Source organism: Bacillus sp. LJBS06, from assembly GCF_016924995.1.
Classification (GTDB): Bacteria; Bacillota; Bacilli; order Bacillales; family Bacillaceae; genus Bacillus; species Bacillus stercoris.
In genome coordinates, this window is sequence record NZ_CP070483.1 from 186,361 (window position 1) to 199,424 (window position 13,064).

11 protein-coding genes and 5 tRNA genes are annotated in these 13,064 nt (G+C 44.2%); 6 read left to right on the forward strand and 10 right to left on the reverse strand.

Annotated features, from left to right (window positions below; translation table 11 throughout):
* Positions 1-13: 13 nt before the first annotated feature.
* From feuA to JQX68_RS01105, 10 genes are all read right to left on the reverse strand, one after another.
* Complete coding sequence (feuA, locus tag JQX68_RS01060; RefSeq protein WP_014662558.1) at positions 14-967, reverse strand: iron ABC transporter substrate-binding protein FeuA; 954 nt, start codon at positions 965-967, stop codon at positions 14-16.
* 89 nt (positions 968-1,056) lie between these two features.
* Positions 1,057-2,646 carry a bacillibactin transport transcriptional regulator Btr gene (btr, locus tag JQX68_RS01065; protein WP_147772826.1) on the reverse strand — a complete coding sequence of 530 codons (1,590 nt, stop codon included), beginning with the start codon at positions 2,644-2,646 and terminating at the stop codon, positions 1,057-1,059.
* Between the two features lie 189 nt (positions 2,647-2,835).
* The gene (locus JQX68_RS01070; RefSeq protein ID WP_147772827.1) at positions 2,836-4,080 is read right to left on the reverse strand and encodes an exo-beta-N-acetylmuramidase NamZ family protein; all 1,245 of its coding nucleotides are present in this window, start codon (positions 4,078-4,080) and stop codon (positions 2,836-2,838) included.
* A gap of 13 nt (positions 4,081-4,093) precedes the next feature.
* Positions 4,094-6,022 (reverse strand): beta-N-acetylhexosaminidase, encoded by a 1,929-nt coding sequence (gene nagZ, locus JQX68_RS01075; RefSeq protein ID WP_147772828.1) that lies wholly within the window; start codon positions 6,020-6,022, stop codon positions 4,094-4,096.
* A gap of 27 nt (positions 6,023-6,049) precedes the next feature.
* Positions 6,050-7,375: an N-acetylmuramoyl-L-alanine amidase gene (gene amiE / locus JQX68_RS01080; protein WP_147772829.1), complete on the reverse strand. Its 1,326-nt coding sequence runs from the start codon at positions 7,373-7,375 to the stop codon at positions 6,050-6,052.
* A gap of 56 nt (positions 7,376-7,431) precedes the next feature.
* Entirely contained in the window at positions 7,432-8,799 is a 1,368-nt protein-coding gene (locus tag JQX68_RS01085; RefSeq protein WP_014662563.1) for a PTS transporter subunit EIIC, read from the reverse strand.
* A gap of 26 nt (positions 8,800-8,825) precedes the next feature.
* A complete protein-coding gene (locus JQX68_RS01090) occupies positions 8,826-9,677 on the reverse strand; it encodes a MurR/RpiR family transcriptional regulator (protein WP_147772830.1) in 852 nt (283 codons plus the stop codon).
* Positions 9,678-9,693: 16 nt separating this feature from the next.
* Positions 9,694-10,608, reverse strand: a complete 915-nt coding sequence (murQ, locus tag JQX68_RS01095) for an N-acetylmuramic acid 6-phosphate etherase (protein ID WP_147772831.1) — start codon at positions 10,606-10,608, stop codon at positions 9,694-9,696.
* A 109-nt stretch (positions 10,609-10,717) separates the two neighbouring features.
* Positions 10,718-11,200, reverse strand: a complete 483-nt coding sequence (locus JQX68_RS01100) for a GNAT family N-acetyltransferase (RefSeq protein ID WP_069839729.1) — start codon at positions 11,198-11,200, stop codon at positions 10,718-10,720.
* A gap of 12 nt (positions 11,201-11,212) precedes the next feature.
* The gene (locus tag JQX68_RS01105; RefSeq protein WP_069148854.1) at positions 11,213-11,668 is read right to left on the reverse strand and encodes a 2-thiouracil desulfurase family protein; all 456 of its coding nucleotides are present in this window, start codon (positions 11,666-11,668) and stop codon (positions 11,213-11,215) included.
* Between the two features lie 179 nt (positions 11,669-11,847).
* On the opposite strand from JQX68_RS01105, the gene JQX68_RS01110 reads away from it, so the two are divergent.
* The 6 genes from JQX68_RS01110 (at position 11,848) to sigW (ending at position 13,053) form a co-directional block, all read left to right on the forward strand.
* A tRNA-Glu gene (locus tag JQX68_RS01110) sits at positions 11,848-11,922 on the forward strand.
* Between the two features lie 3 nt (positions 11,923-11,925).
* A tRNA-Val gene (locus JQX68_RS01115) sits at positions 11,926-12,001 on the forward strand.
* A gap of 4 nt (positions 12,002-12,005) precedes the next feature.
* A tRNA-Thr gene (locus tag JQX68_RS01120) sits at positions 12,006-12,078 on the forward strand.
* Between the two features lie 21 nt (positions 12,079-12,099).
* A tRNA-Tyr gene (locus tag JQX68_RS01125) sits at positions 12,100-12,184 on the forward strand.
* 4 nt (positions 12,185-12,188) lie between these two features.
* A tRNA-Gln gene (locus JQX68_RS01130) sits at positions 12,189-12,260 on the forward strand.
* A 229-nt stretch (positions 12,261-12,489) separates the two neighbouring features.
* Positions 12,490-13,053 carry an RNA polymerase sigma factor SigW gene (sigW, locus tag JQX68_RS01135; RefSeq protein ID WP_003223646.1) on the forward strand — a complete coding sequence of 188 codons (564 nt, stop codon included), beginning with the start codon at positions 12,490-12,492 and terminating at the stop codon, positions 13,051-13,053.
* The last annotated feature ends 11 nt before the right edge of the window (positions 13,054-13,064 follow it).

The window sequence follows — 13,064 nt, forward strand, 5'->3', positions numbered from 1 at the left end:
AACCTACTCTGAATTAGTTTTGTGTCAATTTTTCAGCAGCCGCTTTCAGGAAACGGACTTTGCTCCAAGCTGTGCCGCCTTGTGCGAGAGGGTCCACTGAGTTGACATACACATGATCTTCTTTGACTGCTTTCAGGCTTTTCCAGATTGGATTTTTCTCCAGATCTTTTAAGGCATCAGGTTTGTCTGCATTTTCATCATCAGAAAATTGGACGAAGATATGATCTGGGTTCATTTCACTTAATTTTTCTAATGAAATCAGCTCTTGCGCTTTTGCAGCTTTTACTTCGCTCGGCGCCTTAAGGCCTAAATCACCGTATAGCGTGGAGTTGAAATACACCTGTTCAGGGTAAATGTAAATGTTGCCTTGTCTGATTCTGATGACAAGCGCTTTTGAATCTTTCGCTTTATTATTGATTTTAGTTTTTGTTTCTTTTAGATCCTGTTCATAATCTGCAATGATTTTTTTCGCTTTTTTCTCTTTTCCAGTCAGCTGGGCAAGCAGCATCATGTTTTCTTTCCAGTTTGAAGAGATATGAGAAACTGGGATCGTTGTGCCGGCTGTGCTTATTTTTTGCAGTGTTTTTTCCGGGAATTTTGTTGAAGCAAGGATGACGTCTGGCTTCATTTCTAAAATCTTTTCAATGTTTGGCTCCATTTTTTCTCCGGTTGATTGGGCTTTATCAGTAATATCTTTGAACATATCAGGGAATTTGCCTGAGAATGAAATCGCGCCTTGCGGGTGAACGTCAAGCAGTTTGGCATCTTCCATTGATTCAACGCTTCCCGTAATGGCAATTTTGTCTGTCGGTACAGTTACTTCATATGTTTTATCCAGGTATTCAATTTTCTTCTTTTCCGATGCTGTGCCGCTTGCCTTGCTGGCGGTCGATTCGTTTTTGCTGCCGCAGGCTGCTGCTGTCAGCGCGAGAAGCAAGATTAATAAGGTTAGAGATATTTTTTTCATCTATAGGGCCTCCTGTCAATTGATAACTATTATCAATTAGAATTATAGAGAATGAATAGATATAACACCATGGACAAATTTCTGATTTATCATGGACAATCTCCGGATAGTAAAGAAATAGTTTGCTGAACGATGCGTTCGTGCCCGCAAGCTGAGTATTCATTCCACGGGTCAAGGGATAAAAGATAAACACGGTTATTCTTTACGGCGCTTAGGTTCTGCCATGCTTCTGTCAGCTGTAATTGCTGATAATAGGCTATGGTCTCTGGTTCTTTAAAAAGAAAAAGCATCATGCAGTCAGCTTGGTAATTTGCGATATTTTCTAACGGAATCGCTTGCTCTGAAGGTGTGTCAGCTGTTGTTGCCGAGCTGAATCCTAAATCTCCAAAGAAAACTTCGCGGACGCTTCGGTTATGTGCCAGATAGAAGTTTTGCTTATGCAGCCTCAAAAAGAGAAAACGCAGCCCTTGAACGTGCTGAAGTGTTTTTTTGGCGGCTGTTGTCTGCCGGTCATAAGCCGAGAGCCACTTTTCTGCTTCGGATTCTTCCTTTAAAAATGAGGCCGTTTGCAGAAAGTGGGTTCTCCAGCTTTCTTCTGAAGGAAGGTACATGACTTCTGCGATGCGATTCAGGTGATATTGTTCTTCCGGAGAAATAGAATCCATGCTGACAATCACATCTGGTTCTGCCTGCGATAATGTGTACAGGTTTTCTTCCCACTTTTCATTAAAGCGGTATGCACTGAGCTGGACGGGTATATCTGTCGAATAATGCTGATAGTAGTAAGACGTCCATTTCGGATGCAGAGCAGCGGCAAAGGGTATGTGATGAAGAGGAATGAGATGGCCCATGGTCCCCCTTCCATAAGCGGCGATCTTTTTTCGTCGTTTTTTCATATAGCTTGTAGGTGAACACCCTGTATATTTTTTAAAGATTCTGCTGAAATAAAATTCATCTTGATAACCGGATTGGTGAGCGATTTCTTTCAATTTGCCGTTTGATTTTGCCATGAGCTGTTTCGCTTTGGTGATTCTTGTGTTCGTAATAAATTCTGTTACGCTCTGTCCAGTCCATTTTTTAAAGCTTTCGCTGTAGTGTTTGGCGCTGATTCCTGCGATTTGTGCCAGCTTGGCAAGCGTGATTTTTGAATGGGCATGGGTTTCGATATAGTGTTTTGTTTTTTCGATTGCTGAATGTGTATCCGTTTGCTCAGATAAACTGGCAGTAAAGAGGTCATAAATCAGGCTTTGTACTTCAATCACGCATTTAAGCTGAGAAAGCTGAGACGATTCATTCCATAGTGTTGCAAGCTCTTGAAGCCGGACTGCAAGGTTTTCGATATGCGAAACATTCACAAGCTTCAGTTTGGCTAATTCTGATTCTGCGCATGGTGTGAACATATCTTGGCCGTTTTCCTTGATATAGCTTTGAAGCCTGATCAGACAGGCATCTATATGTCCATTGGCTGCTGGTGTAAAGCCAAAGGTCTCGTTAGGCGGGCAAACATAAAGTGTCTTTTTTTGCAGAGGATTGGTGTTTGTTCCGATCGAAATATGGCCGTTTCCTTTTAAATGAAAGATCAGAACGAATGAATCGGCTAATTGCTGTTCTGAGAAGAGATCACTTGTTTTTTTTAGATATTCAATTTGTATGGGTTGATAAATCACTGCGTTTGGCAAGAGTAGACCACCTTTTCAGAAACTTTCAATTGATAATCATTTTCAATAAAATTGTACCAAATAAATGAAAGTTTTCCTATATAAAGCGGGTGGGTTTTTAGCACGAAAAAAACCCTTACTCGTGTGTGAAAGTAAGGGTCTTTCGTTCAGTAAGAATATGTTACACGTGTAACATACGATGCTTACGCCTTAATAAATGAGATATTTTTTTCTTGTTTTGCTGAATTGTTGGAGTGTTTTTTCATAGCTGTCTATGATGTCTTCAATAGAAGTTCCATTTTCGATTTTTGTCCTGATCCAGCCGTTGCCTGCCAGTTTATTGAATGAACCTGTTGAGAGGAATTCAAAATCCTCAGGATAGAGATCGTGTATGGTTTTAATGACTGAAAGACCTGTTTTAACGGCTTCAAACTTATCTCTGTCTGTCACATAGAGCTGCACACCGTGGCAAAGCGTTCCTTGATGTTTAGAAAACGTTGGGGTAAAGGATGCTGCCCTAAATGTCACGCCCGGCAAATGGAGGCTGTTTAATGTTTCTTCAAGCTCTGTGCTTTTGATAAAGGGAGCTCCGATCAATTCGAATGGTTTTGTTGTCCCTCGCCCTTCAGATATATTTGTTCCTTCAATCAGCCCGGTTGCAGGATAAACAAATGTGCTTTCCACTGTCGGCATGTTAGGCGAAGGGAGGACGAAAGGCAATCGGGTATCGTCAAAATCCATTTTTCGTTTCCAGTGTTTCATTTTCACGACTGTAAGCTCGGCATCAATGTCAAACTCTTTGTTGAACAATATAGCCAATTCGCCTATCGTCATCCCATGCTTCAACGGAATGGGATACAATCCGACAAATGAGGCGTATTCAGGTTCTAAGATTGGTCCTTCAATATGATTTCCGCCTTGAGGGTTCGGGCGGTCCAGCACCATAAACGGAATGTCGTTTTCTTTAGCGGCTTCCATTGCGTATGCCATTGTATAAATGTACGTGTAGAAACGGGTCCCGACATCCTGTATATCAAATAGTAGAATATCAACATTTTTCAGCATCTCTGGTGTCGGTTTCTTCGTTTTTCCGTAGAGACTGTATACGGGAATCCCGGTTTTTTCGTCAATGTAAGAGCCTACTTCGTCTCCAGCCTGGGCGTCACCGCGGACGCCGTGTTCAGGGCCGAATAAAGCTGTCAGTTTGATTTCTGGATTCTCGAAAAGTATATCGACACTGCTTTTCAGAGATGCATTTACTCCCGTTGGGTTGGTGATCAGTCCGATTCGTTTTCCCTTGAGCTGTTTTTTGTAATCTGGCAAAAGCGTGTCTATGCCGGTCTGGACTTTAGGTTTTTTAGCCGTTTGATTCTTTGAATCGGGTGAAGCAGAGGCAGCGGTTATCGTTCCGAACATCATGAGCCCTGTGAGAAAAGCGAATATTGTTTTTCTCATATGTTCCTCCTCATTAAAGCGGTTTTCCCGTTTTGATATTTAAACCGTAGCCAAATGGATAAAGGGTGTTCCCTGGTTTCGTGACTGACGGAATGTCAACTGGAAGTGTGCCTTTAGGTTTTGTCTGGCCGAATATCGCCATCACTCCGGCCGGAATATTAGGTTGAAGATAACGGCCATTTGTGTATCCTTTAAAGCCATAGACAGCAATCAGTGCCTTTGCTTCTTCAAAATTGGCGGCATCATAGGGATTGCGCAGACTCATTAAGACAAAAGGTTTATTGTGCTGCAGTGCGGCTTTCATGACAGCTCTCGGAAACACGGTAGCCCATTTGCTTGAATCAGATATGGTGTCGTCGATGACACCGTCGTTGACGACAGGGTCATTTTTGACGACATAGGAACCGGTAATGATATAATCAGCCTCTTTTACTTGTTTTTCATGCTCGGCCTTAAATACTTGGTTGGCAAAATTCATTTTGTCGACAGATACGGGTTTGATTTTCTTACGATTGACGAGATCGCGAATGGTTTGTTCGATTGAAGCAGTTTGTTCTTCGTAAGGTGCCACAATTAAGATTCGGCTGCCTTTTTTGGGCTTGAACGGCAAAGTGTGCTGTTCATTTTTTAATACAGTTACTGCTTTTTCAGCTATTTTTTTCTCTGCTTTCAGGTGCTGCTTGCTTCCTACGATTTTTTGGGCTTTGGCTATTTTTTCTTTTGTACTGTCGTCGTTCCGTGCTGGATACATGCCGCGTTTTATTTTCAGGGAAATGATTCTTTCAACTGATTTGTTGATTTGATGTTCAGGAATGTCTCCGTTTTTCACGGCTTCTTTCAAAGCTTGAATAACACGTGAGAATTTCTGTTCTTCTTTCAATGAAGTAACTGAGGCTGGCATTAATGCAATATCGACACCAGCTTTTACGGCCATGACCACAGCCTCTTCCTGTCCGAAATGATCTGCGATTGCCTTCATATTGAGCGCATCGGTAACGATGACCCCATTAAAGCCCATTTCCTGACGAAGAAGGCCTGTCATCACTTTTTTCGAAAGTGTAGCTGGAAGCAAAATGTCCGATCCATCGAGTTTGCTTTTGTATGTGGTGTCGTCAAAGGCAGGGAATTGAACATGGGCTGTCATCACCATATCAGCACCGGCATCAATTGCTTTTTGAAAAGGATAGAGTTCGACCTCTCGAAGCCGCTCTTGGTTATGGGAAACGAGCGGCAGTCCGTAATGGCTGTCAACGTCCGTGTCTCCATGTCCCGGGAAATGTTTGAGGGCAGAGGCGATATCCTGCCGCTGCAACCCTTTCATCGTGTATAAACCGAGTCGTGATGTCAGTTCTCGATTGGAGCTGAATGACCGTACGCCGATTACAGGATTATCAGGATTATTGTTAATGTCTACGACAGGGCTGAAATCTGTATTGATGCCTAAGGCCGAGAGCTCTTTTCCAATGATACTGCCGGTCTGATACGCATTGATTCTGCTTCTGGCTGCGCCCAGCGCCATATTCCCTGGGAAATTAGTGCCCTCCCCTAGCCTCGTTACAATGCCGCCTTCCTGATCAATACTAAGCATGAGTGGGATTTTGGGACTTGCCTTTTGGTAAGCGTCTGTCAGCTGGACCGTTTGCTTTGTTGTTTTTACATTTTCTGCAAAAAGAATGACGCCTCCGAATTGATATTTCTTGACGAGGCTGGCGACTTCCTCATTCATTTCCGTAAGGGCTTGCGGTGAGGACTCGCCTTTCTTTTGCCAATTTCTAAAATCAGGCATCAGCATCTGACCGAGTTTTTCATCTAATGACATACGATTGACAATCTGATTGGCATCGATTGAACTTTTAGATGCAGTGGCTTCTTTCTGGTTAGCCACGAGAAAACATGAAAGAAAAAGAACGGCTGAAAGGATAAGCGGAAAGACAGGTTTCATAGAAACTTCCTCCTATCGTCTAATCATTCATTCCATTGCTTCATAAATCGCGGTTATAACGCTTCCATAACTGCCTGTTGGAAATTGATCACCCTCAAAGACGTTGGGATTTTCTTCTGGATCAACAACTGGGGTATGCTTTTTATTTGTTAACAATGCGATGCCTAAATTGTATGCTGGATCAATGATTGTAACTGTCCCCGTCCAGCCTGTATGCCCGTAAGCATTTGCGCTGGCGTAAGGGCCAAACATCCATTCCATGCTTTTGCTTCCGTTCCGCCGCCAGCCAAGAGCGAATGTCGGATCTGTTGCTGAAGGTGCTGTAAACAAGTCAGCTGTTTTCTGATCAAATAAAGAAATGTTTCGGTATGATCCTTTGTTTAACATGACTTGCAGCAGAATGGCCATATCATCTGCATTTGAGAACAACCCGGCATGGCCAGACACGCCATCCATTGAGTAAAACGCTTTTTCATCATGCACTTCTCCTTGCAGCGTGTTTGTGCGTATGTTAGGGAATTGAATAACGCCGTCACGTGTATTGCCCATGCGTTCAGTAGCTGCGAACTGCTTTGGTTTAAAGCCTTTTTGCAGCGGATTGTACAAGGTATGCTTCAGCTTCAACGGCTTGTAGAGCTCTTGCTCCGCGTAGACATCAAGCGGTTTTTCGGTGAGTTTTTCGACAATACAGCCGAGGAGCATATACCCAATGTCACTGTATACGTGTTTTGTCCCGGTTTGATAATCGAGCGGAATTTTCGTCAAATATTCAATCGTTTTGTCACGTTCCTGGGAATAGTATTTGCCGGCTTTTTCCGGCGTGTAAAAGTAAAAGCTTGATGGAAGCCCTGATTGGTGCTGAAGAACATCAATGACACGTATCTTGTTTTTTCCTTTTATGGGGTCTCCAAGCTGATCCTTGAAACCAGGCAAATATGCAGAAACTTTTTCATAGACGTCAAGTTTTCCTTGGCTGACTAAGCGCTGCAATGCAAAATTTGTGGCGTACATTTTTGTATTTGAGGCTAAGTCAAACATCGTGCGGGTTTTCATTTTTGCCGGACGGCGCAGCAGCTCTGATCCTTCGTACTTTTTACTGTAGCCGTATGCTTCTTTTTTTATGATGCGTCCATCCTTCACGACGACAAGAACGGCGCCTGGAAATCCTGCTGCAATATCCCGTTCTATCATCTGATCTACCTTCCTTAGCTTCTTCGTCGAGAATTGTGCAGTTTCTGCATTTATGGTTTTCGGCTCAACCAAGCTGTCTGCTGTTTGCGCGAAGGTTTCATTTGGCGCCAATATCGATAGGGTTAAAATGGCACTGAATAACAACAGTGTCCTTGTTTTCACAGGTTATCCCCTTTCTGTGCTTCTATCCCGTTTACTATCCCTAAAACAGAAACAATTTAATCGAACTGAGAAGCCATTTCATCTTTATATCCGAATGCATAGGTCAATAAAAAGCCGGCCGCGTAGGAAATAAAGAGCCCAACGATATACAGGATGATTTGCGAAGGCAGGACTAGAAAGGAAAGCGGCAGTCCGGAGACACCAATCGCAATGGTGGCTACTTGAAAATAAGCTTGAAAGGCGCCGCCGATTCCAGCACCTAAGCATGCCGTTAAAAACGGACGGCCAAGCGGCAGCGTGACTCCGAAAATGAGCGGTTCACCAATGCCGAGCAGGCCTGACGGAAGCCCGCCGGCGATTGCTTTTCTCAGTGTTGTTTTTTTCGTTTTCACGAAGACGGCAAAGGCCGCGCCTACCTGTCCTGCACCTCCCATAGCCAAAATAGGGAGGAGAGGATCATTGCCAATTGAATTGATCAGTTCCATGTGCACAGGCGTCAAGCCTTGATGCAATCCGGTTACGACGAGAGGAAGGAAGGTTGCGCCCAGAATAAAGCCCGCAGCGATGCCTCCGATGTCCAGGATGGACAGAAGGCCGGATGTAATGGCGTCAGAAATGAATCCGCCTAAAGGCATGAATACGACATATGTTACGATTCCGGTGATTAACAGTGAAACGGTGGGTGTGACAATGATATCGAGTGATTGAGGAATAAAGCGGCGAATAAATTGTTCGGTGTAAGCAATGAATATAGCAGCGAAAAGGACGCCGATCAGGCCTCCCCTGCCCGGAAGAAGCTCTTCTCCAAATAAACTGATCTTTGCGATCTCCGGATTGATAATCAAGATCCCGGCCAAAGCCCCAAGAGCGGGTGTCCCGCCAAATTCTTTTGAAGCGTTGATACCCACGAGAATGCCGAGATAAGTGAACAGCCCTGATCCGATGATTGTCAGGATAACAGCAATTTGTGATTCTGCAGAAAGCCAGCCGGCTTGAATACTTGCTTTGGTAATCCCGGTAATTAAACCGGAAGCGACAAGGGCGGGAATAAGAGGGATAAAGATGCTGGCGATTTTACGTAAGAAAAGTTTAAAAGGAGTGGCGTTCTTTCGATTGATATCGGCTTTCTTTTTGGCGGCTGCTTCATTCACATCGACACCATCTTCCGCTGACATGAGCTTGGAGAAAGCCGCTGTAACATGATTGACGACTCCTGTGCCGAGGATGATTTGTAAGGTTTCAGCCTCGACGACCCCCAATACCCCGTCAAGCGCTCTTAAAGCCTGAGCATCTGCTTTGTTTTCATCGTAAGGTGTAATACGCAGCCTTGTCATGCAATGCGTAAATGAGGATATATTGGATTTCCCCCCGCATAACTCGAGGATTTTCTTTGCGAGTTGATGGTAGTTATTTTCTTTGCTCATTAAAAAACCCTCCCCTTCAAGATGCTTTATTTTTTTCTCATAGATTTTATGGCTTCTCTTGTTTTATCGATATAGCTGGTTGTTTCTTCATATTGCTCAGCCGCCATGCCTAAAAACAATACATCTATCATAAAAAGCTGGGCGAGGCGGGAGGAAGTGGCTGCACTTCGAATCAAGGCTTCGTTGGAATGGGCTGTATACAATGGGACGTCAGCCAGTGCGGAGACGGATGTCTGACTGAATTGTGTGAGGCTGATCGTTGTGATGCCTTTTTCCTTAGCCATGGCAAGCAGTTCAATGATTTCCTGCGTCTCTCCTGAGAACGAAATGGCGAATACGATGTCGTCTTTATCTGCATTTGCGATTAAAGATGCCACAAGATGAGTGTCTGTAAACGCGGTTGCTTGTTTATGAATGCGAAGCCACTTTTGCTGGGCGTCCTTGGCGACAATGCCGGAAGCCCCGACGCCGATAAAATGCACAGTGTGAGCTTTGAGAAGCAGGGAAACCGCTTGTTCCAGTTCTTTGTAGTCCATCAGGTCTGAAGTATCCTGAATGGCTTGAATGGCATTGCCGGCCGCTTTTTCGGAAATAGAGGGCAGCGGCTCGTGGGGAACAATATCACGGTAGCCCTGAAACGTAGGCTTTGCCAGATCGCCCGCTACTCTCATTTTTAAATCTTGAAATCCCTTTAATCCGAGTGATTTGCAGAGCCTGATGACGGCAGCGTCACTTGAATTGGCTAAGGCGCTGATTTCGCTGACGGTGCTTTCGATTGCTTTGTGGGGATGGGTGAGGATATAATCTGCAAGTTTACGCTCGGATGGAGGGAGCTTATGCTTCATTGATTGGATGATCGCTAAACCGCCTGTTGCCATTCTAGTTCTCTCCTTATCATGGATGGTAATTTTCGATTGCTTTATCAATGAAACCGTTTGCTTCATCGAGTAATGTCTTTGCTTGTTTCTGATCTGTGCTGGTTTTGAGCATAACGATTGCTGTTTTGACGTGATGATCGGATTGTTCCAGGGTTTTCCTGGCTGTTTCGTATGAAGCGTTTGTAAGGCTTTGGATGATGCTGATGGCGCGTTCTTTTAGTTTTTTGTTGCTGACGTTGACGTCTACCATCAAGTTTTCGTAGACCTTGCCGATTTTGACCATTACAGCGGTAGATATCATGTTTAGAATCATTTTATGAGCGGTTGCAGCTTTCATACGTGTTGATCCTGTAATGGCCTCAGGTCCGACGACAACCTCAATGCTGTGATCCGCATCCTTGCTGATGGCGGAATTTTCATTGCAAGTAAGGGCGATGGTGTGCGCTCCGACTTCGCGGGCGTATCTTAGGGCGCCTGCGGCGTAAGGTGTACGGCCGCTTGCTGCGATGGCAATGACGGTGTCATTTGACGTGAGCTGTATGTTTCTTAAATCCTCAGCTCCTGCTTTTTCACTGTCTTCAATGCCCTCTGCTGCCTTTAAAAAGGCTTCGGGACCTCCAGCCATGATTCCGATGACCTGATCAGGACTTACGCTGTAAGTGGGAGGACATTCAACAGCATCCATGACGCCGAGTCTGCCGCTTGTGCCTGCGCCTGTATATATGAGCCGGCCTCCATGTTGAAATGAATCATACGCGCATTCTACAGCTGTTTTGATGTCGGGGAGAACCTCCTGAACGGCTGCAGCGACTTTTATATCTTCGTTGTTGATCATTTTGAGGATGCCGAGAGTGTTTGCTTTGTGGATTTCAACCGTTTGGCTATTGCGTGATTCCGTTGTAAGATGATGAAGGTTTAATGATTCTGACATGAGGATGCCCCCTGTTTTAAAATAATATATCTCAATATTCAGTATATTCATTTCTGTTATGATATTTCAACTATGTTTTTACATTTTCGAAATTTTATTTCACTCAAGACTATAAGAAATGATGAAGGATCAACTGTTCTCCAAGCGGCCCGATTCTTCGCCGTCCTTTATCAATGAACCCGCATTTCATATAAAGGTGTTTTGCGCGTATGTTCAGATGATTGACGGCCAAGATGATTTCGTCGCACCATGGAAAATATCCGCTCACAAAAGAGGGAAGCAAAAGCATGGCTTTTTTCGCGTACCCTTTTCCGTGATGCACAGCATTTAAAGACAGGGAGCTGAGCAGTAAGGCAAATGGATTGTTAGAATAGGAGGCTAGCGTTTCTTTTGATGCATGTAAAATGAAAAAACCGACTGGAAGATCGTCTTTTAAGATGACAACCGGGTATCGGTCCTGTATGCCCAGAGCCTGAGACAGCACCTCTTTCGGGAGGGAGGTAAAGCGTTTGTCATCGTTGGTGAGCGTGAATGATTGAAGCTCGGGCAAGTGTTCAGGCTTATAGAAGGATAAAGAAATGTCTTGAGTCATGGGGTGGCCTCCTTACAATATGTCGTCTAGCTGGTTTTCTGAAATGACGCGGTAGCCCGCTTGTTTTAGCAGTGCGGCGGTTACTCCGCTGCCGTGGATTTTTTTGCCAGAGAATGTGCCGTTATAGATAAAGCCGCTTCCGCAAGATGGACTGTTTTCTTTTAATATGACGGCAGTGGCGTTGATTTCTTTTGCGTAAGCCAATGTTTTCGCGGCACCTTCCATATATAGCTCTGTGACATCTTCACCTGAAGCTGTCACGATTTTCGCTGTTCCATTGAGGACATCCTCGCCGGTGCCTCCTATGATTTCTGCGGGTTCACGGGGGGTTGAAAAGCCGCCAAGAAGTTCAGGGCAAGCCATGACTGCTCTATTTTCAGCGACGAGTTTTCTGATTTTCTCAGACGCTGCGTGAGAGCCGTTATATCTGCACTCAATGCCTCCAAGGCAAGAACTGACTAGAATCATATTGGTTTCTCCTCTCTTGCTTTGCTTGTCTCTATCATAAAATAAATGACTTTCGTTGGGAGGCTTTTTCAGTTAAAAAAGGAGTTAAAAAGTTTGAAAATAAAAAATTTAATTTTTCTCTTTACAAACAGGGAGTGACCTGTATATAATAACTTTTGTCAGCTCGACGAGAACACAACGGCCCGTTGGTCAAGCGGTTAAGACACCGCCCTTTCACGGCGGTAACACGGGTTCGAATCCCGTACGGGTCACCATTTGGAGGATTAGCTCAGCTGGGAGAGCATCTGCCTTACAAGCAGAGGGTCGGCGGTTCGAGCCCGTCATCCTCCACCATCTTGCCGGTGTAGCTCAATTGGTAGAGCAACTGACTTGTAATCAGTAGGTTGGGGGTTCAAGTCCTCTTGCCGGCACTGTTTTTCAAAATTTAATGTGGAGGGGTAGCGAAGTGGCTAAACGCGGCGGACTGTAAATCCGCTCCCTCAGGGTTCGGCAGTTCGAATCTGCCCCCCTCCACCATTATTGGGCTATAGCCAAGCGGTAAGGCAACGGACTTTGACTCCGTCATGCGTTGGTTCGAATCCAGCTAGCCCAGTCACAGACACCTTTGACCAAAAGGTGTCTTTTTTCTTTTTTAAAATTCATTCCAACTTCTAACTGTTCAGTCTGTATAATAATTTTAAAAATATGTTAAGGTAGTTTATTCACGAATTACCATCTACACCCTGCCAAAAATTTGATAAACTTATTTTATAAAAAAATTGAAACCTTTTGAAACGAAGCTCGTATACATACAGACCGGTGAAGGCAGAGGTTAGATAAATATGGAAATGATGATTAAAAAAAGAATTAAACAAGTCAAAAAAGGCGACCAGGATGCATTTGCGGACATCGTAGATATTTACAAAGATAAAATTTATCAGCTTTGCTACCGTATGCTTGGCAATGTGCATGAGGCGGAGGATATTGCACAGGAGGCTTTCATCAGAGCGTACGTTAATATCGACAGTTTTGATATTAACCGGAAATTTTCAACTTGGCTTTATCGAATCGCGACCAATTTGACCATTGACCGCATTCGCAAAAAGAAGCCGGATTATTACCTCGATGCAGAGGTGGCTGGTACAGAAGGCTTGACCATGTATTCCCAAATCGCCGCAGATGGTGTTTTGCCTGAAGATGCAGTTGTGTCGCTGGAGCTCTCAAACACGATTCAGCAGAAAATTTTAAAGCTTCCTGACAAATACAGAACAGTCATCGTATTAAAGTATATTGACGAACTCTCATTAATTGAAATCGGGGAGATTCTAAACATTCCTGTGGGGACTGTGAAAACGCGGATTCACAGGGGCAGAGAGGCTCTTAGAAAACAATTAAGGGATCTTTAAGTGGGGTGATG